Source organism: Pseudoalteromonas sp. SR43-3, assembly GCF_014163875.1.
GTDB classification, from domain to species: Bacteria; Pseudomonadota; Gammaproteobacteria; order Enterobacterales; family Alteromonadaceae; genus Pseudoalteromonas; species Pseudoalteromonas distincta.
Genome location: NZ_JACJEC010000002.1, coordinates 168,595 through 191,593, shown reverse-complemented (window position 1 = coordinate 191,593; position 22,999 = coordinate 168,595). Strand labels below are relative to the sequence as shown.

Here is a 22,999-nt window from a genome sequence, read left to right as displayed (position 1 = left end):
ATTATGGCGGAACTTTGACAGCACAATTAGCAACAAATCGATATATTCAAAGCCTCCCAAAGTATTTAACACTTTGTGAGCATAACTATGTGCGACTATTAAAGTTGTTACCGAGCGAGCGCAATATAGGAAGCATTCGTGAAGTAAAACTTGGCAACAGTGAATTTGCTACAAAAATTGATGGCAGTGCAAAATACACTATGGATATTTCAATTAAGCAGCTAACAGGAATGGTTAAAGGGATAGCGCCGCTGTATTTAACGGCTCGCTTGTATCATGATGCGAAAGTAGCTGAAATTATTCATCACGATTACCATCAACGCATAAAACCATCGTACGGATACCCCAACCCTAAAATGCATCAAAAAGATGAAAAGTATCAACTTAATGCTTTTTTATACGACTGGTTAGTGGCCTGTGTAGAGCATGGGCAAGCAACATTAAATTGGGATGTAAATAATGGCTTGGTTTGATGGTACATATACATTTGATAAATCATCTTTGTGCATTGCGCATATTACCGACAGCCATTTATTTGCAGATAAAAATGGTGAATATTTTAATGTAAATACTGCAGCTCATTTTGAACAAGCTTTGGCACGCATCGCTGAGCAGCCAGTAGATTGCGTAATTTTTGGTGGTGATTTAACACAAGACCATAGTTTCGAATCGTACTTATTATTTAGTGAACTTATAAATGCTAGTGACATCACTTGCCCTGTATTTTGGGTACCAGGTAATCATGATGAACTAGTAATGCTTAATCGCATAAGTGGCGGAAAAATAAATTCGGCTAAACATATTATTGCTAACGGGGTTGAGCTGCTTCTTATTAATTCTAAAGGGCCCACGCCCGCAGGATGGGTTACTGGCGCGCATTTAGATGAAATAACTGATACTTTAGTCAACTCGAATAATAGTAAAGTTATCTTTTGCCATCATAATCCGCTGCCAATAAATGGCTATCTTGATAAGCACTTATTAGAAAATGGTCCACAGCTTTTAAATATTTTAGTTAATAGTAATAATGTATCTGCGCTTTTTCATGGTCATGTACACAACGATTATGAACAAAATTTTAGAGGCTTGCCTATATATGCAAGTCCTGCCAGTTCAGTGCAGTTTGTAAAATACACTCCAAAGTGGGAGCAAAAAAATGCAGGGCCTGCTTACAGAATGCTAAATATAAAGAGTAAAAAAGATAAAGTCGAAGTAAAAACGGAAGTGGTATGGCTAAGCGCGTAATTTATATTCATGGCTTTAATAGTTCACAAAAATCATATAAAGCTGTGCGCTTTGGTGAGCTTATGGCAAACTATGACGTTGATTATTGTGTACCGAACTTAAACCACGAGCCCCTACAAGCTATAATTGAGCTTGAACAATTACTAACGCCAGATACCGTTTTATTAGGTAGCTCGTTAGGTGGTTTTTTTGCCACGTATTTATCGCAGCGTTATCAAATTCCTGCAGTGGTCATTAATCCCGCGGTCGCACCCTATAATTTATTACAGTCGTTACTTGGGCCTAATTATAATCCGTATCAAGATTATCATTACGATTTAAATAACAGTCATATTGAGGCGCTGAAATTACTCGCTGTAGATAAATTAGCACATCCTGAGTTACTGTATTTATTGCAGCAAACAGGAGATGAAGTGTTGAACTTTCAACACGCAGTAAAATATTATTCGCAATGCAAGCAATTGATAGAGTTTGGTGGCGATCATAGCTACGTTGAATTTGAACGCACCTTTGCAAGTATTGTAGATTTTCTTAAAATCACGTAAAACTAGTTAGCCTGAACTGAGGTTAGTTACTATATTAACGCTTTAGCGCATATAACAATAAAACTAGTAAACGTATTAGAGCCTTAGCGGATATAAAGACAAAAACTATGAGTGATCAAAATTATAACGCCGAAGCCATTGAAGTACTTAATGGATTAGATCCGGTAAAACGACGCCCAGGGATGTACACCGATACCGTACGCCCAAACCATTTAGGCCAAGAGGTTATCGATAACAGTGTCGATGAAGCTATGGCGGGCCACGCTACTCGTATCGACGTAATTCTCCACGAAGATAACTCGCTCGAAGTGAGCGATGACGGTCGTGGTATGCCTATTGATATTCACCCTGAGGAAGGTATCCCTGGGGTTGAACTAATCTTCACTAAGTTACACGCCGGTGGTAAGTTTTCTAATAAAAACTACCAATTTTCGGGTGGTTTACACGGTGTAGGTATTTCTGTAGTAAATGCCTTATCTACACGTGTAGAAGTAACCGTAAGGCGCGACGCTCAACAATACAGAATGGCATTTGAAAATGGCGATAAAGTAGAAGATTTGAGCGTAATTGGTACTGTTGGTAAGCGCAATACAGGTACCACCGTTCGTTTTTGGGCTGATGTTAGCTACTTTGATTCACCAAACTACTCAATTACCAAGCTTAATCATTTATTAAAAGCCAAAGCGGTTTTATGCCCAGGACTGCGTATTAAGTTTGTTAATAAGCAAACAAAAGAAACCAAAGAATGGTTTTACGAAACTGGCTTAAAAGATTACCTAATTGAAGCCGTTAAAGGGTTTGAAACATTACCGCAAGACCCATTTGTAGGTGAATTTAAAAGCTCAATTGAAGGCGCTGATTGGGCTGTTGTATGGCTACCTGAAGGTGGCGAATCAATAGCGGAAAGCTACGTAAACTTAATTCCTACTGCGCAAGGTGGTACACATGTAAATGGTCTGCGCCAAGGCTTGCTTGAAGCAATGCGAGAGTTTTGTGAGTTTAGAAATTTACTACCTCGTGGCGTAAAGCTAACACCGGATGATATTTGGGAGCGTTGTAGTTACGTATTGTCGGTTAAAATGCAAGATCCACAATTTGCAGGGCAAACCAAAGAAAAACTTTCATCACGTTCATGTGCCGCATTTGTATCGGGTGTTGTAAAAGATTCGTTTAGTTTATGGCTAAATGAACATACCGATACCGCAGAATTATTAGCTGAGTTATGTATTTCAAACGCGCAAAGCCGTTTGCGTGCAGCTAAAAAAGTCGTACGTAAACGAGTTACTGCAGGGCCTGCATTACCAGGTAAATTGACCGATTGTAGTGCTGCCGATAATGACCGAACCGAGCTGTTTTTAGTGGAAGGTGATTCTGCTGGTGGTTCTGCTAAACAAGCGCGAGACCGTGAATTTCAGGCAATTATGCCGCTACGTGGTAAAATTTTAAATACCTGGGAAGTAGAGTCGGGGCAAATACTAGCATCACAAGAAGTACATGATATTTCAGTGGCACTGGGTATTGACCCAGAATCAACAGATATGTCGGGACTGCGTTACAATAAGATTTGTATACTGGCCGATGCTGACTCGGATGGATTACACATTGCAACATTGTTATGTGCACTGTTTGTTCGTCATTTTCCAGAATTAGTAAAAACAGGGCATGTGTATGTTGCAATGCCGCCATTATTTAGAATAGATATTGGCAAAGAAGTTTATTACGCCCTAGATGAAGAAGAGAAAACCGCTATTTTGGCGCGCATAGAAGCCGAGAAAAAACGCGGAAAAGTAAACGTACAACGATTCAAAGGTCTGGGTGAAATGAATCCGTTACAGCTTCGTGAAACCACTATGGATCCTAATACACGACGCTTAGTGCAGCTTACGCTTGATGAAGAAGTAGAAACCATGGAAATGATGGATATGCTACTTGCTAAAAAACGATCGCCTGATCGTCGTCAATGGTTAGAAGATCATGGTAACAAGGCGCTCGTTTAATTGCTTGTGCCTAACACTAGGAGAGACGAATGAAAAAATTACTAGGAAGTTTGCTGTTACTTGGGCTGACTAGCGCTCCTGCAATGGCTAAAAATATACTTGATAAGCTCACCGTAGCACCTGGGTTTGAAATTAGTTTATTTGCAAATGATGTAGAAAATGCACGTCAAATAGCCGTTTCAAAAAAAGGTATTGTGTATGTTGGCTCTCGTAAAGCGGGCAACGTATATGCACTTATTGATCATAATAGCGATGGTGTAGCAGATAAAAAAATTGTTGTGGCTAAAGGCCTTAATATGCCCTCTGGCATAGCAATTAAAGATGGCGATTTATATGTAGGCGAAGTACATCGTATTATTCGCTTTAAAAACATTGATACCCAATTAAAAGACCCAAAGTTTGATGTGGTCTATAACAAGCTACCGAGCGAGCGTCATCATGGTTGGAAATTTCTGCGTTTTGCACCAACGGGAGAATTAATCATTCCGGTGGGTGTACCGTGTAATATTTGTGCTGAAGATGAACGTTTTGGCCGTATTTTTGCGCTTAATGTAGAAACAAAACAAATAAAAACAATAGCCAAAGGCGTGAGAAATACAGTGGGTTTTGATTTTCATCCAGCTACTCAAGCTCTATGGTTTAGTGATAACGGTCGCGACATGATGGGCGATGATATTCCGCCTGATGAGCTAAACCGTGCAACGCAAGAAGGGGAGCATTTTGGTTTTCCGTATGTTCATGCTGGCGCAATTATTGACCCTGAGTTTGGTGAAGGTAAAAACATTGCCGATTATACGTCACCAGCACTTGCACTTCCTGCGCATGTAGCGCCATTAGGTATTCATTTTTATAACGGTAAGCAATTTCCAGCAAGCTATAAGCAACAATTATTTGTTGCTGAACATGGCTCATGGAACCGTTCTAAAAAGTCAGGTTATAAAGTAGGCCTTGCAACAATCGAAGTAGGTCGCGTAACTAAATATACGCCATTTATTACTGGCTTTATGAAAGACGAAACAACATTTGGACGCCCTGTTGCATTTGCAGAATTAGGTGACGGCAGTCTGTTAGTAAGCGATGATTACGCCAATGTAATCTACCGTGTAAGCTATAAGAAAAACTAGGTAAGCTTTAATGAGTGATACAGATACCTTGCTAATGCAAGGAATTGAGCAACAAACAATGGGGCGTTTTACCGAAGACGCCTATTTAAATTATTCCATGTACGTAATCATGGATCGTGCCCTACCGCATGTAGGTGATGGTTTAAAACCAGTACAGCGTCGTATTATTTATGCGATGAGCGAACTGGGTTTGTCGGCTAATGCCAAGTACAAAAAATCAGCTCGTACAGTGGGTGACGTACTTGGTAAGTACCATCCACACGGCGACAGTGCCTGTTACGAAGCTATGGTATTAATGGCGCAGCCGTTTTCTTATCGCTATCCTTTGGTAGATGGACAAGGAAACTGGGGTGCGGCAGATGACCCTAAATCGTTTGCAGCAATGCGTTATACCGAAGCGCGTTTATCTAAGTTTTCTGAAGTTCTGCTTAAAGAGCTTGGCCAAGGCACCGTTGATTGGACACCAAACTTTGATGGCACCATGGATGAACCTGTAGTATTGCCTTCTCGTTTACCGCATATTTTACTCAATGGTATAACGGGTATCGCCGTAGGTATGGCAACAGATATTCCGCCACATAACGTACGTGAAGTGGCTAGCGCATGTTGTTTATTACTTGATAAACCAAAAACAGAGCTTGAAGAATTACTTGAGCTTGTACATGCACCAGATTACCCAACAGATGCTGAAATAATTACCCCAAAAGCCGATATTCATAAAATATATAAAACCGGTCGTGGGTCTATCAAAATGCGTGCGGTTTACACCGAAGAGCATGGCGATATTGTTATTACAGCGCTGCCGCATCAATGTTCAGGTGGTAAAGTACTTGAGCAAATTGCAGCGCAAATGAACGCTAAAAAATTACCTATGATTGCTGATTTACGTGACGAGTCAGATCACGAAAATCCAACGCGTATTGTAATTATTCCGCGCTCAAACCGCATTAAAGCTGAGCCATTAATGGCGCACTTATTTGCAACCACCGATCTTGAAAAAAATTACCGCGTAAACTTAAACATGCTAGGCCTAGATGGTCGCCCGCAAGTTAAAGACTTGCGCTGTATTTTAAGTGAGTGGCTAACATTTAGACGCGAAACAGTGCGTCGTCGTTTGCAGTATCGTTTAGATAAAGTATTAGCACGTTTGCATATTTTAGAAGGTTTATTAGCAGCCTTTTTAAATATCGATGAAGTGATTGAAATCATCCGCAGCGAAGACAAACCAAAGCCTGTATTAATGGAGCGCTTTGATTTAACTGATACGCAAGCAGAAGCTATTTTAGAATTAAAACTTCGTCATTTAGCAAAACTTGAAGAGTTTAAAATTCGCGGTGAGCAAGATGAACTAGCCAAAGAGCGTGATAAATTAGCGCAAATTTTGGGCTCAGAACGTCGTATGTCGACACTGCTTAAAAAAGAAATTCAAGAAGCCGCTGAAATGTACGGTGACGATCGTCGCTCGCCAGTGATTGAGCGCTCAGAAGCGAAAGCACTTAACGAAAAAGATTTAATTCCGTCAGAGTCAGTTACTGTTGTGCTATCAGACAAAGGCTGGGCACGCGTTGGTAAAGGTCATGACTTAGATGTACAAGGCTTAAATTATCGCTCAGGTGACGGCTTTAGAGCCTCTGCTCGTGGTAAGAGTAATCAACCTGCGGTATTTTTAGATTCAGCAGGGCGGGCGTTTGCAACTGATGCGCACAGTCTACCTTCGGCGCGTAGCCAAGGGGAGCCAATGACAGGTCGTTTTAACTTAACACCAGGTGCTAATTTTGAGCACGTGGTAATGAGTGAAGACGAGCAAGTATTGCTTATGGCGTCAGATGCAGGTTACGGCTTTATTACCGACTTTAAAGACTTAGTGAGTAAAAATAAAAATGGTAAAGCGCTGGTAAGTGTCCCTAAAGGTGGAATATTACTTTCTCCTATTAGAGTGAACGATGTTGCTAGCGATTACTGTATGGCTATTTCTAACGAAGGTCGAATGCTTTTATTCCCGCTGCGAGACTTACCAAAGTTAGGCAAAGGTAAAGGTAATAAAATCATCTCTATACCAGGTGCTAAAGTACAAGCCCGTGAAGAGTTTGTAAAAGTGCTTGCTGTTGTGCCACAAGGAAGCAGTGTTACGCTTCATGCTGGTAAGCGTAAACTAACGCTTAAACCAAGTGATTTAGAGCATTATCATGGTGAGCGAGGGCGTAGGGGTAATAAACTACCGCGCGGCTTACAGCGTGTTGACGAAGCCGTTGTTGAGCTAACCCCACAAGATGATGAACCAATAGAAGCCATTAACGAAGAGTAACCAATTACTTTTTTGTATAAATAAAAACGGTCTGCATTTGCAGGCCGTTTTTGTTTTAAAATAAAGAGCTTGCATATTTCAGCGTACACTTGTGCGCTATTGACTCGTCTGTGTCACAAAATAACGCTATAATAATCATAATTGATCTTTGGAGAAACTCATTTGCTAGCTGTTATACGCGTTTTTATTATGCTGATGTTTATATTATTCAGTTGTATTTTTGGTTTATTACTTTCGATTGTAAGACCATTTCATCCCAATAATGTACATATTATAGCGGGCTGGTTTGGCTCAATGGCTAAAATGATTGGCGTTAAATTAGTTTTAACACGTCATAAAGATGCAATTGATGCAGGCCCTGCAGTTTATGTTGCTAATCATCAAAATAGCTACGACTTATTTACAGTGCCTGCAATGGTGCCTAAAAACTGCGTAAGTTTGGGGAAAAAGAGCTTAAAGTGGATCCCATTTTTCGGTCAGCTTTATTGGTTGTCGGGTAATATATTAATAGACAGATCGAATCGCTCCAAAGCAGCGGGAACTATCTCCAAAGCAGCCGAAAAAATTAAAAATAATGGCTTATCTGTATGGATGTTTCCAGAAGGCACACGAAGCTATGGAAGAGGGTTGCTACCGTTCAAAACAGGTGCTTTTCACACCGCAATGAGCGCAGATGTACCCATAATTCCGGTATGTATGAATACAACACATAAAACCATTAAGCTAAATCGTTGGGATAATGGTACAATTTACATCGAAATGTTAGCGCCTATACCGCTTGATAAAGAAATTAGCGCGCGTGAGCATGCTAAAAGCGTGCATAGCATTATGGCTGCTAAAATAACTGAATTAGATGCTCAAGTGAGAGAAAAATAATGGAAAACTGGCGTGAAATAAGTGAAGACATCGTAAGTTCACTACTAGAAGATGGATCAGATCCTGAAATACTTTATGAAGTAGAACACCATTTTGTGTGTGAAGACTTCCCTAAACTAGAGCAAGCTGCATTGGCTGCTTTTAAATTAGGCTACGATGTTGAAGAGCCAGCAGAGCTTGAGCTTGAAGATGGCAGTAAAATTTGGAGCTTTGACATTGTAGTTGAAGCTGAGCTAGACGTAGACGTTATTATGGAAGACGTTGATAAGCTAGCGCAACTAGCCGTTGAGTGCGATGTTGAATACGACGGTTGGGGCACTTACTTTCAAGAGTAATTAATTACCCAGCATTAGAAAAATAGTAAAGGCGAGCATTTAACAGTGCTCGCCTTTTTTTAGTTTTACTCCCTGTTTAAGCTTTAAATACACTCATTAGCCTCTATATAAATCAAAAATGTACATTACCAATTTAAATCTGGTTATTACCAATTTTAAATTAGTCTTTAATTTATCTCTATTTTTATTTTTTATTCATACTAAATTAATATAGTCCATAATTATTGGTAAGCAGTGTTATTTATTTTTTAGTACTTATGTCTGAAATTAAAATTTATTTTTAAAAATTAATTCGTCACTTAATAAAATCTAATGTGTTGATTAAATTGAAAATTAAATTTGTTTTTAAGTGGTAATAAAGATGTAAGTAATACTTATTTGCTGTACCACACTGTGTTGACATATTGGTAACAATAAATATAACCTTTACCCCGCCTTCGGGCATAATTTTTGGTAATGTTAATTGGTAAGTTTTATTTGCCATTTAAATTACCATTACTATTCATACACAATTAAAAACCTGTATAGCGGTAAGATCTAAGTGTTAGTGAATTTCACTAACCTAAGTAGTTAGGTTGTTTTTATGTTCAGGTTTAAAGGAATAAAGATAATGATTAACCACAAGAAATTGTTTATTTGCACTGCAATTACTGCAACCTCAGCGTTATCTCACGCTGCAACTATTAATAACCCTGGCTTTGAAAGCGGTTTTAGTAGTTGGAACGAAACTGAGCCAGCGGCTATTTCATCTGATGCATATAGCGGATCTAAATCGTTAAAAATTCAGGGTAGTCCTGCACGTGTTTATCAATTAGTAAATATTCAGCCAAACACTGAATATACGTTAAGTGCTTATGTACTTGGTAAAGGGCAGATTGGGGTTAACGACTTAAACGGTTTATTTAAAAACAAAACCTTTGATGTATCGTCTTGGACTAAGGTAACTAAAACGTTTACTTCAGCGAATACCAATTCACTGCAAGTATTTGCTAAGCATTACAATAGCTCAAGTGATGTACGCTTTGATAATTTTACATTAGTTGAGGGCAGTAATAATGGCGGTGGCACTGATGATGGTGCAGGATCTGGAGACGGTACAACGATTCCAAGCAGCATTACAAGTGGTAGTGTTTTTGATTTAGAAGGGGATAGCCCTAACCCGTTAGTTAACGATAGTACGTTAGTGTTTGTACCTTTGGAGGCACAGCATATTACGCCTAACGGGAATGGCTGGCGTCATGAGTACAAGGTAAAAGAAAGCTTGCGTGTTGCCATGACACAGTCTTACGAAGTATTTGAAGCAACTGTAAAAGTTGAAATGTCTGATGGCGGTAAAACAATTATTTCACAGCACCACGCCAGCGATACTGGGACTATTTCTAAAGTGTATGTTTCAGATACTGATGAATCAGGTTTTAACGACAGCGTAGCGGGTAATGGCATTTTTGATGTCTATGTTCGTTTGCGTAATACCAGTGGCAATGAAGAAAAATTTGCGCTAGGTACTATTACAAGCGGTGAGTCATTTAACTTGCGAGTGGTAAATAATTACGGCGATGTAGATGTAAGTGCACTAGGTAATTCGTTTGGTATTCCTGTAGAAGATGATTCTGAATCTTACTTTAAGTTTGGTAACTACTTACAGTCTCAAGATCCAAATACTCTAGATAAATGCGGTGAAGCAGGTAACTCTAATTCATTCAAAAATTGCTTTGAAGATTTAGGCATTACCCAATCAAAAGTAACAATGACTAATGTTACATATACCCGTCAAACAAACTAAGTAGCCACTTAATTATGGCCACTCAATTGAGTGGCCATATTAAATATGCGTTTTAATTTACAGCCATTTTTTATTTTTAAAATACACACCAATACCGCCAGTGAGCACAATTAAAAATATGACAAAAGCACTAAACGCATAAGGGCTCTCTGTACCAGGAATACCTCCTACGTTTACACCTAAAAGCCCCGTTAAAAAGCCCAGTGGTAAAAAAAGTGCTGCCACTACAGACATAACATACATTCGCTGGTTTAACTGCTCAGAAACTTGGTTAGTGATTGTTTGCTGAATAATTTGCGCACGCTCAATCGAACTATCTAGCTCTTCAAGATAACGAATTAATAAGTTGATGGTTTCATTAAGTTTTGCTTTATCGTCATCTAATAACCATAGGTAGTGGTTATTTACCATTGAACTAAGGGCTTCTTTTTGCGGTTTTAAATAACGTTTTAAGGCAATAGTTTGGCGTCGCAACTGTGATAAACCTTGGTTGTCAAACTTTTTACTTGGTTCATCTATTTCTTCTTCAAACTCGTCGAGTGTTTCATCTAGTGAGTCAATAACACTTTGCATACGTGAGGTTAATTTTTGTGTAATAGAGCACACTAATTCAGAAATATTGCATGGGCCTTTATTTTCATTTAAACAGGCGAGCGTATCTTGCACCGATAATAAACGGCGCTTACGGGTAGTAATAAGAATGTCTTCGCTAATAAATAAACGAATTGAAACCATGTCTTCAGGGCTTTGTGCTGGATTTAAATTTACACCACGTAAAAATAACATGTGCCCGTTAGTTGTAGCCGTAATACGTGGGCGTGTTTCATCAGCAATTAAAGACTCTAGTTCGTAATCGTTTAAATGAGGCTGTGCCTTGAGCCATTCAACAGCCTCACTTTGGCTATAATCCATGTGCACCCAAAGTTTACCTTGGCTTGGTTGCCAGCTATTTAGCTCATTAGTGCTTCCAATAGGACGAGCGCCGCCTTGTCCATCAAGTACAAGTGCATGTAGTAAACCATTAATCATAATTAGTTCTCATAATAGTGTATTTTTAATACTGTTAACTATAGTGTATCTACTTAGTTGCTTACAGGCTTACCTTTACTTTTAATAAGTTAAGCTTAAATAGCAAAATATATGCAGAGCCTCTATGTTGAGCAAAGTGGCATTAAAGTACGGCTTAGCAAGGCGTGCATTGTGTTACCAGTTGCTTAAAAAGATCAATTTAATTTACTAATCGACTAGATAAATTTATTTCATTGGTGTTTTTTGACCTGTAGAGTATAAGTCACTTTTTTATTAAGGGCACATTTATGACAGCAAAGATCACAGTTGGTTGGCGTGAGTGGTTAAGTTTACCTGAGCTTGGTATTAACGAGATAAAAGCAAAAATTGATACTGGCGCTCGCACTTCATGTATTCATGCAATTAACATTGAAGAATACGAAGTTGACTCAGAAAAATGGGTTAAATTTACGGCCCAACCACTGCAAGATGATGAACAAACACAAGTCACTTGCAATGCAAAAGTTAAAAAAATGAAGTACGTAACCAGCTCAAGTGGGCAAAAAGAGCTACGCTACTTTATAGAAACTACATTACATGCAGGCGAGCATAGCTGGCCTATCGAGCTTACTTTAACAAGCCGTGCAACAATGAAGTTTAGAATGTTATTAGGGCGTACAGCCATGGAAAATCGTATAGTCGTTGACCCGGCTTTATCTCAACTATTAGGTCGTAAGGTTTAACTATGAAAATCGGTATTTTATCTCGTAACAGAAAGCTATATTCAACACGTCGCTTAATTGAGGCAGCAGAAGCACGCGGCCACGAAGTTAAAGTGATTGATGCATTGCGTTGTTATATGAATATCAACTCTGAGCAACCAGAAATTCACTATCGCGGTGAAAACTTAAAAGAATTTGACGCAATTGTCCCGCGTATTGGTGCATCGGTTACATTTTATGGCTGTTCGGTACTTCGTCAGTTTGAAATGATGGGTGTTTATCCTGTAAACGAATCAGTCGCTATTTCTCGTTCGCGCGATAAATTACGTTCACTTCAGTTACTTTCGCGCAAAGGCGTTGGTATGCCAGTAACAGGTTTTGCCAGCAAACCCGATGACGTAAAAGACTTACTAGAAATGGTAGGCGGTGCACCTGTTGTAATTAAATTACTTGAAGGCACACAAGGCATTGGTGTTGTACTTGCTGAAACACGCAAAGCAGCTGAAAGTGTTATTGAAGCGTTTATGGGCTTAAAAGCCAATATTATGGTTCAAGAATATATTAAAGAAGCGGGTGGTGCAGACATACGTTGTTTTGTACTAGGCGACAAAGTAATCGCAGCAATGAAGCGCCAAGCACAAGAAGGTGAGTTCCGCTCTAACCTTCACCGTGGTGGTAGCGCTACATTAGTTCGCATTACTCCAGAGGAACGTAAAACGGCAGTAGCAGCGGCTAAATCAATGGGCTTAAATGTAGCGGGAGTTGATTTACTTCGCTCATCTCGTGGGCCACTTGTGATGGAAGTTAACTCATCACCGGGTTTAGAGGGCATTGAAATAGCAACAGGTAAAGATATTGCAGGTATGGTAATTGATTTCATCGAAAAAAATGCCTCAAGTAAAGGAACAGCAACACGTGGCAAAGGTTAAAATTAACCGTCCTTTTTCCTTATTAGGAGAAAATGTAGGCGTAGGCGAGCGTAAAACGCTTGCCTTAGAAGCAGCTAAGCTTTACACCCATTCACCACTTAATATTCCTATTGAAGTGGTTAATGGTGTAATGGAAGGCCCTGTGCTTATGGTGTGTGCGGCTATTCATGGTGATGAGCTAAATGGTGTAGAAGTTGTGCGTCAGTTACTTGCTAAAATAGATCCAAGCCAACTGCGCGGAACTATAATCGCTGTGCCTATTGTGAATGTGTTTGGCTTTATTCACAAATCGCGTTATTTACCAGATAGACGCGATATGAATCGCAGTTTCCCAGGTTCTGAACGTGGTTCATTAGCTGGGCGTATGGCTTATATGTTTTTTAATCAAGTGGCAGTACATTGTACTCACATTATTGATTTGCATACTGGCGCTATTCATCGTACTAATTTACCGCAAATTCGCGCTAATTTAGAAGATGAAGCAACCGCTGAAATGGCTAAAGCATTTGGTACGCCGGCGGTTATAAATGCATCCCTTCGTAATGGTTCATTACGCAGTGAAGCCGCAAATTTAGGTATACCTGTTATTACTTATGAAGCAGGCGAAGCGCTACGCTTTGACCCTATCGCTATTGCGGCAGGTGTGCAGGGCGTTGATTATGTTATGCGCCATTTAAAAATGATCCGTGGCAAGCGCCCTAAAAAGTTACCAGATCCTATTATTGCAGGTTCGACTAGTTGGATACGTGCAGAGGTTGATGGCATTGTGCGTGCACAAGTATCACTAGGGGAGCATGTAACTAAAGGGCAAGTGCTTGCATATATAAGTAGCCCTCTAGGGGATTCTGAGCTTGAGCTTTTAGCGCCTAAAGGCGGTATTGTTATTGGTCAGCAAACGATGCCATTGGTAAATGAAGGTGATGCGGTATTCCACCTTGCTTACTTTGCAAACGACAATAGTTTAGTAGAGCAGCAACTAGAGAACTTTATTGATGAGATAAATGATTTAGATGACGAGCTTAAAACAGCTGAACTAAATAACTAATAGCTAAACTAAATTCTGTTTAGCTAAGCATTAAAAAGCCGCAGTAGGTAATTACTTACTGCGGCTTTTTTGTGGACATTGCTTTATCAACGATGCTTTTTAAACTATGTTTTTTTAGGACCAATAATACGCTTTATAACAGGGGTTTTAGTTGGCTTTGGTTCTTTATTTAAAACCATGACAGGACGGGTCACAAATAAATTGTTAGGGTAAATTACACGGTGCCCATCAATATGTTCAAGTACTACATTCATTAAGCCCATTTCAACAATGCGCCCTTCAACATGATTCGCACCATCAATAATTCGTACCCAATAACCAACGCGGCAATCGTTTTGAATAAACATCAGTAAAAATGCGGTGAGATTACTCAATAATGACCAAGCGGCAAAAAGCGCTACCCCTAACATGGCAAATAAAGAAGAGCCTAAAACCAATAAACCACGCAGCTCTATACCCCAAAATACTAAAACCAAACACAGTACTACAAAGGCGAGTATAATTTTTAGTAAAAGCTCTGCACGGTATTTTCGGTGTAAATCTACTTTGCCTTTAATCGCTTTTTCGAGTAGTTTTTTGGTTATTTTTAATAGAAGAGGGAAAACCAAAATAGCGATTATAGTTACAACTAACTTATATTGTGATGCAAACAATTCTAAAACTTCTATTATTTCCACATTAGGTCCTGAACTTTCATAACAATTTAATGCAATTGGTATTAGTTTAACGTGTTTGTATTATTTAAAAAGTGTTTTTAACGCTTACTAGCCACTGGACTGAGTCTACATCATCGTAGCTATCAACAGGGGCGGCAATATCAATGTGGATCATGGTTCCTGAGTTTGCGCGACTCGGTGCCAAACGCAGACCAACGCCTACATTTTTCAATACATGTGCATTTTCACCGTTATCTTCATCGTTAAACCATGCTCTGCCTACATCTACAAAAGCTGCGCCACCCACTTTAAATAGTTGCAGTAAATCGTACTCCCAGTAATAGCGCTTTTCTAAATTAACTAAAAAGCTGCGATCGCCATGTTGATAATCCATCGGGTAACCACGCAGGCCTGTTTCGCCACCTAAAGTAAGCTGTTGATCAGCAGTCAGGTTTTTGGCGTATTGCACGCGGGCTTTAACATACCAAGATTGGTCTTCACTGGTATTTAAATAATATTGTACTTGGCTGGTGGCCATAAAGTTTTCGAGTTTTTTCTGTTCTTTATTCCAATAGCCATCAATATCAGCACTAAAACGCCATAAAGTATTATCGTTAGTAAAGTGGGCTTTTTTAAAGTTAAAAGAATACACCGCGCGGCTGTCGTCATTACTTAAGGACTCATCTGAATAGCCAATTAAGCTTTTAATATTCCAACCTAAATTTAAATCCTCAGTGCGAGATATACTGTCGAAGTTGCGTACTTTTATGTAGTTATCTTCAAACCAATGGCCGCTTATAAAGGGATAACTTAAGCTTCTGTCATCGGCAAGTGGTGCAAATGTAGTGTCTATAGCTTCAAAGGTATGTTGCTCATCGGTATAGCCTAACGTTAGTCGCTGGGTCCAATTATTATTAAGCGCTTTAGAGTGTCCTATAAATACACGGTTTAAATCGGTAGTTTGATCAAATTCGCTAAACTCTTCGCCGCGTTTATATAGTGACTCTTCGCGCTGCTCAGAATAGCTTAAAATACCGTAACTAAAGGGGGTGTCAATTGCGTAAAATGGATAGGTTAGCTCAAGCAAATGGCGCTTGCCGTCGCTGTTATCGGCGTACTCTAAACGGCCTCGGTAGCGAGTAGATAAAATATTAGGATCGTCGTAAACAAATAAGTAACCGCTGCGATCGCTGTCAGTGGTACGCGAAAAAGAAAGGCGCTTACCCCACCCAAGCAGGTTAGATTCTCTAAAACCTATACTCGATTTGTTTTCTCCACCGCTCCGACTAAAGTTCACTTCAGGTAAAAGTGTCCATAAATCACGGGTAACCACTTCTACATTAACGTCGCCGTCGCAGTTTTCGGTAGCACTAATTTGTGCATCATATAAGTAGCTTTCTTTACGAAGTAAACGCTCAGATTCTGCGAGCTTTTTAGCGTCGTACTTGTCACCTGGGGAGAATAATAAAAGGTTATTAATGACATCGGGCTCTGTTTGAATGTGAGCGCGATTAGCAAAACGGAATAGGGCAATATTTTCCTCTTCAAGCTCAGTATTAAATACATTAAGTTGCTTGAGCTTTATTGAGGCTATTTTAGCGTTACTATTACTGTGCGTGAGGGTTGTTTTGTCTTGAACTTCTCGGCGTAGGTTTTTATTTGTGCTTAAATCTGTCTGTTCTACAAGGCAGTTATCAGTTTTCATTGAAGATTGTTGTGCGAACGTTTTAGACACATAAAAGCTTAAAACCGTTAAACTAATACAACATTGTGCTATCCATTTCTTGCTCACCATTAAACCTCTTACTGCTACGTAGCAAATGACTATCGTAATATCAGCTTACATCATTGTTATTATAATGTAAGTAAAAGGTATGGATTTTGAAATTAATTAATTGTTACCCATATTCACTTTTGTTAATAGCCAGCTGGTTTGCAGCGACCTATGCGCTAGGCATTAAAAGCTAGCTTAAATAAAATGCTAAAGCGGCGAGTAAGTGTTCAGCTTCATGACCTTCGGCATTAATCCAGATGCTTTGGCTGTAATGCTCATAGTTTAAATTAAAGGTTTGATGATTATAGGTAAAGCGAACTTGATGGCGATCGGCGCCAGCAGAATATTCGTTGAGTGTTACTTCGTCTGAGTGTAAAAATAATGTACTCCACAGCTCAAAGTCTTCATCGTTTGGTAGCTCAATGGGATTAATCAAAATACATTTGTGTGTATGGTCATATTCTATTTGGGTCATAATGCTCTTAATTAGTAGCTAGGTAATGTCGAATTGCCGTTAAAAATTCGCCGCCGTACTTATTTAACTTAGTAAAACCAACACCTGAGACCTTTAAAAATTCACTGTCGTTTGTTGGCATAAGCTGCGCCATTTCGGCTAACGTTTTATCATTAAATACTACATAAGGTGGCACATCGTCGGCATCAGCAAGTTCTTTACGAAGTGCGCGCAGGCGAGCAAAGAGTTTTTTGTCGTAATTAAATTGCGCTAACTTATCTTGATAAACGTGTTTGGCTTGCAGGCGTGGCTCGGCTAATTGCAGTGCATATTCACCTTTTAAAATTACACGCGCGGCTTCGGTTAATCTAAGTGACGCACCTTGTGTTATATCTTGGCTAAGTAAGCCTTGATGAATAAGTTGGCGTAAAATACTGAGCCAAAACTCACTGCTTTTATCTTTACCTATGCCGTAAGTACTTAACTCATGATGATTATTATCGCGGATGCGGCTCGTGTTTGCACCGCGAAGTAATTCAACAATATAACCAAGTCCAAAACGTTGCCCCGCTCTGTATACACACGAAAGTGCTTGCTGGGCGACTAACGTACCATCAAAGCTTTTTGGCGGATTTAAGCAAATATCGCAGTTGCCACAAGGTTCGCGTTGATATTCACTAAAATAGTTAAGTAATATTTGACGACGACATGTTTGCGCTTCGGCAAAGCTTGCCATTGCGTTAAAGCGTTGTTCTTCTACGCGGCGGCGTTGTTCGTCGTCTATGTCTTCAAAAAAGCGCCTTACGCGACCTATATCAGCTGGGTCAAAATACATTATAGCTTCTGCGGCAAGTCCATCTCGCCCAGCTCGACCAGTTTCTTGATAGTACGACTCTATACTTTTTGGAATATCGTAATGCAGCACAAAACGCACATTAGGCTTGTTTATGCCCATACCAAAAGCAACGGTTGCGACCACTATCTGTATATCGTCACGGGCAAACCCGGTTTGTACAAATTGTCGTTGCTCGTTACTCATACCAGCATGATAAGCGGCAGCGTTTAGTCCTGCATCTGCAAGCTTTTCAGCAATGTCGTCTACGCGTTTACGGCTGGTGCAATAAATAATACCGCTTTGGCTTTTTTGCTCCTTTAGGTAGCGAAGCAATTGCACCATAGGTTTAAATTTTTCTTCTATGGTGTAACGAATATTGGGGCGATCAAAGCTGCCTGTATGAATATAAGGCTGTTGTAGTTTTAATTGCTCAACTATATCAAACCGTGTGGCTTTATCGGCGGTGGCGGTTAATGCCATCATTGGGACATGTGCAAAACGTTGCTTTAATTCGTTTAAGCGAAAGTAATGAGGTCTAAAGTCATGACCCCAATGCGACACACAGTGCGCTTCGTCAATAGCAAATAAACTCACATTTAAATGCGATAAACGCTCTAAAAATTCGTGTTGTAATACTTTTTCAGGCGCCACATATAAGAGCTTAATTTGCCCCTGATGAAGCTGTTGATACACCAATTGCTGTTCTTCTCGTGCTAAGCTGTTATTAACGTAAGCGGCTTTTACCCCAAGAGCTTGCAGTTGCGTTACCTGATCTTGCATTAGCGATATAAGCGGAGATATAACAATGGTTACGCCTTCGAGTACTAAAGCAGGGATTTGGTAGCACACCGATTTTCCGCCGCCAGTAGGAAGCAATACAAGCGAGTCTTGACCGTTAATAGCGGCATCAATAACTGCTTTTTGACCGTCGCGAAATTCACTGTAGCCAAACACTTGTTTGAGGACAGTTTCGGGTTTACGCACAAGGGTGCTAGAAGGAGGAGTTGATGTATTCATTGGCGGGTATTTTAGTGGTTTTTTAGTGAGATGTCTTTAGCTGAGTTACTTGATAAATTATTTAAGTGGAGTCTCGTAGTTTTACACTATGTATGTTTTACTCATCTTACCTGTTTTGACATAGAGAATAATAATGAATAAAGAAATGTTAATTGAACAAGTGGGCGCGTTATTTGTAAATGGCATGCCGTTTAACCAGTTTTTACAAATATCGGTTGAGTCGTTAAGCCCTGAACAGGCTAAAATTACGTTCCCGTGGCAGGATGTACTAATTGGTAACCCTGCGCAAAAAATACTCCATGGTGGTGTTATTTCAGCCGTACTTGATAATGTAGGTGGTATGCTCGCTGCAGCAAGTGTAATTGATAAACTCACCGATTTAGATATTACAAGCGTGCAAACAAAATTAGCCACGCTTGGGACTATCGACTTACGTACTGATTATTTGCGCCCTGGTAAAGGAGAGAGCTTTACTGCCAGCGCAACACTTATTCGTTCAGGTAATAAAGTATGTGTATGCAGAATGGAATTACATAACGAACAGTCTGTTCAAATTGCTTTTGGAACCGGCACGTATTTAGTTGGATAAAACGCGTATGGCAAGTAAACTAGCGGCCTTTTAAATCACTAAGTGTGTATTATGTCGATTGATACTGAGCAGCGTAAAGGTGCTATTTTTGCTTGTCTTGCTTTTTTAATGTGGGGCCTTGCGCCAATATACTTTAAGTGGATTCAGCATGTTTCTGCTTTTGAAATTTTAATGCATCGGGTTATTTGGTCGGTTGTGTTTTTAGTATTGGTAGTAAGTGTTTTACGGTATTGGGGTAAAATTAAACGCATTATCGTTCAACCTAAGCTTTTGCTTATGCTTGTTATCACCTCTGCACTGCTTGGGTTTAATTGGGGTTTATTTATATGGGCTATAAATAATAACCACATGCTTGATGCAAGCTTGGGCTATTACATAAATCCTCTTTTAAATGTATTACTGGGTATGCTTTTTTTAGGCGAACGCCTGCGTAAGTTCCAAGGCGTAGCAGTAGCCCTTGCCTTTAGCGGTGTAGTGCTGCAGCTAATTAGTTTTGGCTCGTTTCCGGTAGTTGCCTTTTCACTGGCTATATCATTTGCACTTTATGGTTTATTACGTAAAAAGTTACCGGTTGAAGCCTTGCCTGGCATTTTACTCGAAGCACTTATATTACTGCCCGTCGCACTTATTTATTGGTGGTTAATGGTGCCTACAGCAACATCAAGCCTGCCAGCTAATGATTGGCATACTAATGTACTACTGATTAGTGCAGGTATTGTAACTACATTACCACTGCTGTGTTTTACCGGTGCAGCTAAGCGTTTGCAATATACTACACTTGGCTTTTTTCAATACATTGGGCCAAGCTTAATGTTTATACTCGCTGTGGTGTTTTATGGTGAAGTGTTTGATGCAGAGCGGGTAGTAACATTTGCATGTATTTGGAGTGCACTGGCTATTTTTAGTTGGGACTCTTACCATCAATCACGCAAACGTAAAAAAGCGGCTATTACAGCCGCAGAAGTATAATTAACTAATAAAATGGTTAACTAACTACTTTATTACGACCAGATTCTTTAGCGTCGTAAAGCTTTAAGTCGGCCTGTTTTAAAAGTTCATCAATTTGATAAACAGGCCCGTTTGCAAAGCCAATAGAAATGGTGAATTTTATTTTAGCTTTACTAAACTCTTGGCTATTCATTTCTATAAAATACCTAAAGCCTTCAAGGCGTTTAAGGGCTTCTTGTTTATCTGCATCTATAAAATAAACTGCAAACTCTTCACCACCTAAGCGCGCTACTAAGTGCTTTTTAAAGTATTTACTGAAGCAAATAGAGAGCCCTTTTAATACTTCGTCGCCAACATCGTGTCCGTATGTATCGTTAATTGATTTAAAGTGATCAATATCAAGCATAGCTAAAGCACCGTCACCTTTAGTATGTTTTATTTGCTTTAATGATTTTTCAGCTTCTTCAAAAAAGTAACGACGATTTGGTAAATTAGTTAAATAATCCGTGTTGGCTTGTCGCCTTATGGTGGCTATAAGGTCTAACATATCGACGTTTTGACTAAGCCTGCAGTAAAACTCTTCGCTATTAAAAGGTTTGTGCAAATAATCGTTTGCGCCATTTTTTAAAAATAAACTAGAAAGCCCTACAGAGTCAGAACCCGAAATACCAATAATAGCTTTTTCATCATTGCTGTATAAGCGGCGAATCTCGCTACATAGTTCATCGCCATTCATATTGGGCATTTCATTATCAGTAATAATAACTGAAATATCAGGTGAAGCTTCAAGCAGGTTTAACGCTTCTTGTCCGTCTTGTGCTTCAATAATTTGATACTTATGGCGCACTAATAAACTACAAATGTATCGTCGGGTCGATTTAGAGTCGTCAACAACGAGTACTTTTACATTTTCGTTGCGAGGCAGGCGCTGTAACTGTTTTTCGAGGTACTGATAAGCTTGTTTATTTTCTTTAATGATGTAATCGATGATTGGGTATTTTTCTACAGTGTCGCGAGTTTTTTTATCAATATTGCCCGTCATTACAATAGTTGGAATGTCTGCATTAATAGTACAAGGTATTGCCTCACCTAATGGGGCATCAGGTAATATGAAGTCAACTACAGCGCAAAAATAGCTATTTTTACTTATAAGCTCTTTTGTTTGCGCTAATGACTCAGCTATATCAACTTCATAACCAGCCTTAAGCGCGATGTGCTTTTGCACTCGCGCCATGGCAGGTGTATCTTCAACTATTAGTATTTTTCGCGTCACGGAACAACCCTATATATATTTTGCAAAAATATTTGCTTATACAAGTTGTAACTGTTAAAACGCAAAAAAGCAAATAACTTAAATACTTACAGATTATCCGCTTCTGAATAATACTCTTGGCTAATCGGCGCCGGGCTCGACATTTTTGAACGGCCAAATAAAGTATGAAACTTAGTTTTGCAGGTCGTTAGTTTTAAGTATTTTACCCAAGCTCGTTCGATTGGGTTGGTAGGTTCTTGTGAGCCAGTTACGACTGCTACAAACTGTTCTTGGTGTTCGTTTTGCGGCTCAATTGTTTTACTGTATAAGCCTTTTAAAACAACTCCGTGTTGTTCAAGTATGCTGGCTTCTAATAAGGTGAAGTTTCCGCTGCGGCTAAAGCCTCGTGGAAAGTTTTGATCATCATAAAATTGACGTTGGCTAACAAATGCTTGGCGTAGTAATGAAATGTTATTGCTCATAGCTTTATCCTCATACCTTAGTAATTAGCTGGAGTATGATGCAAGTTTGGCAATTTATTAAACAAATTATTTTTATCGTGAGGATAAAAAATTGGATATCGATTTATTAAAAACATTTGTTGAGGTAGTGCGTACGCGTCACTTTGGTAAAGCGGCCGAAAACCTTTATATTACGCAGTCTGCAGTGAGCTTTAGAATTCGCCAATTAGAGCAAGGACTTGGTGTTAATTTGTTTATTCGCCAGCGTAATAACATTCAACTTACAGCACCTGGCGAGCGTTTATTACCCCATGCACAAATGATTATTACGGGCATGCAACGCGCCAAAGTGGATGTTGCGCTTGCCGATAATATGCATAAGCAAATTAGCTTAGCAGGAACGCCCAATATTTGGGATGCTTTTTTACAGTTTGGTATAACAAATATTGTATCAGCGATGCCGGGCGTGTCATTAGTCGCAGAAGTTAAAGCACAACAAGAAAGCACTCGGCTGTTATTAGAACGCACGCTTGATTTGGCAATATTGTTTGATCCACCAAAAGTAGACGAGCTAGTGGTAGAGCGAATCTGTGAGTTGCCAATCATTCCCGTAAGCGGATACGACACTGCAACGAACGAAAACTTTTTTGATAATCAGTATGTATATGTTGATTGGGGAACTACTTTCTCACTTTGGCATGCGCGTCAGTTTACCGGTAAAACACCGCCTTATTTTAGAACCAGCACAGGACGTATTGCACTTGATTTAATACTGCAATGTGGCGGCAGTGCATTTATACCTCAAGTATTGGTAGAAGGGCATTTAGAAAAAGGTGAACTGTTTCATGTTAAAGATGTAGAAAATACCTCGCGAGACGTGTTTATAGCGTATCACAGAGACAACGAGCAAAAAGAGTTAATAGAAACCTTAGTTAATTTACTATCGCAAATGACCCCAAGCTTGTCATTAAAGAAAAGTAAGTAAGTTCGGCCGTTTATTAGGCTTTCATGTTATTTTGATTTCAAATTTAATGCATTTTTATTAATAAAAAAAGACATTAATATTTCCATTGTAATATTACTGTCATTTAGCGGTGAC

Annotated in this window: 22 protein-coding genes; 15 read left to right on the top strand and 7 right to left on the bottom strand. The window is 39.4% G+C overall.

Going from position 1 to position 22,999, the window contains the following annotated elements:
• The first annotated feature begins 14 nt into the window (after positions 1-14).
• From H5088_RS03230 to H5088_RS03190, 9 genes are all read left to right on the top strand, one after another.
• Entirely contained in the window at positions 15-473 is a 459-nt protein-coding gene (locus tag H5088_RS03230) for a DUF1249 domain-containing protein (protein ID WP_002961958.1), read from the top strand.
• On the top strand, positions 460-1,245 hold the full coding sequence (locus H5088_RS03225) for a metallophosphoesterase (RefSeq protein WP_165723825.1): 786 nt from the start codon (positions 460-462) through the stop codon (positions 1,243-1,245). Before H5088_RS03230 ends, H5088_RS03225 begins: the two co-directional genes overlap by 14 nt.
• Positions 1,230-1,790 (top strand): YqiA/YcfP family alpha/beta fold hydrolase, encoded by a 561-nt coding sequence (locus H5088_RS03220; RefSeq protein ID WP_002961960.1) that lies wholly within the window; start codon positions 1,230-1,232, stop codon positions 1,788-1,790. Before H5088_RS03225 ends, H5088_RS03220 begins: the two co-directional genes overlap by 16 nt.
• 107 nt (positions 1,791-1,897) lie before the next feature.
• Positions 1,898-3,787, top strand: a complete 1,890-nt coding sequence (gene parE, locus H5088_RS03215; RefSeq protein WP_002961961.1) for a DNA topoisomerase IV subunit B — start codon at positions 1,898-1,900, stop codon at positions 3,785-3,787.
• Positions 3,788-3,816: 29 nt separating this feature from the next.
• Positions 3,817-4,911 carry a sorbosone dehydrogenase family protein gene (locus tag H5088_RS03210; RefSeq protein WP_024605067.1) on the top strand — a complete coding sequence of 365 codons (1,095 nt, stop codon included), beginning with the start codon at positions 3,817-3,819 and terminating at the stop codon, positions 4,909-4,911.
• Positions 4,912-4,921: 10 nt separating this feature from the next.
• Positions 4,922-7,216, top strand: a complete 2,295-nt coding sequence (parC, locus tag H5088_RS03205) for a DNA topoisomerase IV subunit A (RefSeq protein WP_024605066.1) — start codon at positions 4,922-4,924, stop codon at positions 7,214-7,216.
• A gap of 162 nt (positions 7,217-7,378) precedes the next feature.
• The gene (locus H5088_RS03200; protein WP_149603218.1) at positions 7,379-8,092 is read left to right on the top strand and encodes a 1-acylglycerol-3-phosphate O-acyltransferase; all 714 of its coding nucleotides are present in this window, start codon (positions 7,379-7,381) and stop codon (positions 8,090-8,092) included.
• On the top strand, positions 8,092-8,427 hold the full coding sequence (gene rraB / locus H5088_RS03195; protein ID WP_002961968.1) for a ribonuclease E inhibitor RraB: 336 nt from the start codon (positions 8,092-8,094) through the stop codon (positions 8,425-8,427). Before H5088_RS03200 ends, rraB begins: the two co-directional genes overlap by 1 nt.
• Before the next feature lie 610 nt (positions 8,428-9,037).
• The gene (locus H5088_RS03190; protein WP_024605063.1) at positions 9,038-10,210 is read left to right on the top strand and encodes a polysaccharide lyase family 7 protein; all 1,173 of its coding nucleotides are present in this window, start codon (positions 9,038-9,040) and stop codon (positions 10,208-10,210) included.
• Positions 10,211-10,267: 57 nt separating this feature from the next.
• On the opposite strand, the gene H5088_RS03185 is transcribed toward H5088_RS03190, so the two are convergent.
• A complete protein-coding gene (locus H5088_RS03185) occupies positions 10,268-11,239 on the bottom strand; it encodes a zinc transporter ZntB (RefSeq protein WP_182752189.1) in 972 nt (323 codons plus the stop codon).
• 287 nt (positions 11,240-11,526) lie between these two features.
• Here H5088_RS03185 and H5088_RS03180 point away from each other — a divergent pair, with 287 nt between their 5' ends.
• The 3 genes from H5088_RS03180 to H5088_RS03170 are packed head-to-tail and all read left to right on the top strand — an operon-like array spanning position 11,527 to position 13,914.
• Positions 11,527-11,961, top strand: coding sequence for an ATP-dependent zinc protease (locus H5088_RS03180; protein ID WP_002961974.1), 435 nt, complete (start codon positions 11,527-11,529; stop codon positions 11,959-11,961).
• A gap of 2 nt (positions 11,962-11,963) precedes the next feature.
• A complete protein-coding gene (gene rimK, locus H5088_RS03175; protein WP_002961977.1) occupies positions 11,964-12,869 on the top strand; it encodes a 30S ribosomal protein S6--L-glutamate ligase in 906 nt (301 codons plus the stop codon).
• Positions 12,856-13,914, top strand: a complete 1,059-nt coding sequence (locus H5088_RS03170) for a succinylglutamate desuccinylase/aspartoacylase family protein (protein ID WP_002961978.1) — start codon at positions 12,856-12,858, stop codon at positions 13,912-13,914. The genes rimK and H5088_RS03170 overlap by 14 nt, the downstream gene beginning before the upstream one ends.
• A gap of 104 nt (positions 13,915-14,018) precedes the next feature.
• Here H5088_RS03170 and H5088_RS03165 read toward each other — a convergent pair whose 3' ends face one another.
• The 4 genes from H5088_RS03165 to recQ form a co-directional block, all read right to left on the bottom strand.
• Complete coding sequence (locus H5088_RS03165; protein WP_138489650.1) at positions 14,019-14,591, bottom strand: mechanosensitive ion channel domain-containing protein; 573 nt, start codon at positions 14,589-14,591, stop codon at positions 14,019-14,021.
• A gap of 64 nt (positions 14,592-14,655) precedes the next feature.
• The gene (locus H5088_RS03160; RefSeq protein ID WP_182752188.1) at positions 14,656-16,365 is read right to left on the bottom strand and encodes a BamA/TamA family outer membrane protein; all 1,710 of its coding nucleotides are present in this window, start codon (positions 16,363-16,365) and stop codon (positions 14,656-14,658) included.
• A gap of 169 nt (positions 16,366-16,534) precedes the next feature.
• Positions 16,535-16,819: a DUF3630 family protein gene (locus tag H5088_RS03155; RefSeq protein ID WP_002961372.1), complete on the bottom strand. Its 285-nt coding sequence runs from the start codon at positions 16,817-16,819 to the stop codon at positions 16,535-16,537.
• A gap of 7 nt (positions 16,820-16,826) precedes the next feature.
• A complete protein-coding gene (gene recQ, locus H5088_RS03150; protein ID WP_024605058.1) occupies positions 16,827-18,650 on the bottom strand; it encodes a DNA helicase RecQ in 1,824 nt (607 codons plus the stop codon).
• A gap of 133 nt (positions 18,651-18,783) precedes the next feature.
• Between recQ and H5088_RS03145 the strand changes: the two genes are divergently transcribed.
• Positions 18,784-19,239 (top strand): thioesterase family protein, encoded by a 456-nt coding sequence (locus H5088_RS03145; RefSeq protein ID WP_024596241.1) that lies wholly within the window; start codon positions 18,784-18,786, stop codon positions 19,237-19,239.
• Positions 19,240-19,290: 51 nt separating this feature from the next.
• On the top strand, positions 19,291-20,208 hold the full coding sequence (gene rarD / locus H5088_RS03140) for an EamA family transporter RarD (RefSeq protein WP_182752187.1): 918 nt from the start codon (positions 19,291-19,293) through the stop codon (positions 20,206-20,208).
• 16 nt (positions 20,209-20,224) lie between these two features.
• Here rarD and H5088_RS03135 read toward each other — a convergent pair whose 3' ends face one another.
• Both H5088_RS03135 and H5088_RS03130 read right to left on the bottom strand, forming a co-directional pair.
• Entirely contained in the window at positions 20,225-21,460 is a 1,236-nt protein-coding gene (locus H5088_RS03135; RefSeq protein WP_024605056.1) for a response regulator, read from the bottom strand.
• Positions 21,461-21,546: 86 nt separating this feature from the next.
• Entirely contained in the window at positions 21,547-21,921 is a 375-nt protein-coding gene (locus H5088_RS03130; RefSeq protein WP_024596244.1) for a DUF413 domain-containing protein, read from the bottom strand.
• 91 nt (positions 21,922-22,012) lie between these two features.
• Between H5088_RS03130 and H5088_RS03125 the strand changes: the two genes are divergently transcribed.
• A complete protein-coding gene (locus H5088_RS03125) occupies positions 22,013-22,885 on the top strand; it encodes a LysR family transcriptional regulator (protein ID WP_024596245.1) in 873 nt (290 codons plus the stop codon).
• The last annotated feature ends 114 nt before the right edge of the window (positions 22,886-22,999 follow it).

Bases quoted from the DNA above. Each gene is read 5' to 3' on its own strand.
- H5088_RS03225 (WP_165723825.1), top strand. From the start codon at position 460: ATGGCTTGGTTTGATGGTACATATACATTTGATAAATCATCTTTGTGC.
- H5088_RS03220 (WP_002961960.1), top strand. From the start codon at position 1,230: ATGGCTAAGCGCGTAATTTATATTCATGGCTTTAATAGTTCACAAAAA.
- parE (WP_002961961.1), top strand. From the start codon at position 1,898: ATGAGTGATCAAAATTATAACGCCGAAGCCATTGAAGTACTTAATGGA.
- H5088_RS03210 (WP_024605067.1), top strand. From the start codon at position 3,817: ATGAAAAAATTACTAGGAAGTTTGCTGTTACTTGGGCTGACTAGCGCT.
- parC (WP_024605066.1), top strand. From the start codon at position 4,922: ATGAGTGATACAGATACCTTGCTAATGCAAGGAATTGAGCAACAAACA.
- rraB (WP_002961968.1), top strand. From the start codon at position 8,092: ATGGAAAACTGGCGTGAAATAAGTGAAGACATCGTAAGTTCACTACTA.
- H5088_RS03190 (WP_024605063.1), top strand. From the start codon at position 9,038: ATGATTAACCACAAGAAATTGTTTATTTGCACTGCAATTACTGCAACC.
- H5088_RS03185 (WP_182752189.1), bottom strand. From the start codon at position 11,239: ATGATTAATGGTTTACTACATGCACTTGTACTTGATGGACAAGGCGGC.
- H5088_RS03180 (WP_002961974.1), top strand. From the start codon at position 11,527: ATGACAGCAAAGATCACAGTTGGTTGGCGTGAGTGGTTAAGTTTACCT.
- rimK (WP_002961977.1), top strand. From the start codon at position 11,964: ATGAAAATCGGTATTTTATCTCGTAACAGAAAGCTATATTCAACACGT.
- H5088_RS03160 (WP_182752188.1), bottom strand. From the start codon at position 16,365: ATGGTGAGCAAGAAATGGATAGCACAATGTTGTATTAGTTTAACGGTT.
- H5088_RS03155 (WP_002961372.1), bottom strand. From the start codon at position 16,819: ATGACCCAAATAGAATATGACCATACACACAAATGTATTTTGATTAAT.
- recQ (WP_024605058.1), bottom strand. From the start codon at position 18,650: ATGAATACATCAACTCCTCCTTCTAGCACCCTTGTGCGTAAACCCGAA.
- H5088_RS03145 (WP_024596241.1), top strand. From the start codon at position 18,784: ATGAATAAAGAAATGTTAATTGAACAAGTGGGCGCGTTATTTGTAAAT.
- rarD (WP_182752187.1), top strand. From the start codon at position 19,291: ATGTCGATTGATACTGAGCAGCGTAAAGGTGCTATTTTTGCTTGTCTT.
- H5088_RS03130 (WP_024596244.1), bottom strand. From the start codon at position 21,921: ATGAGCAATAACATTTCATTACTACGCCAAGCATTTGTTAGCCAACGT.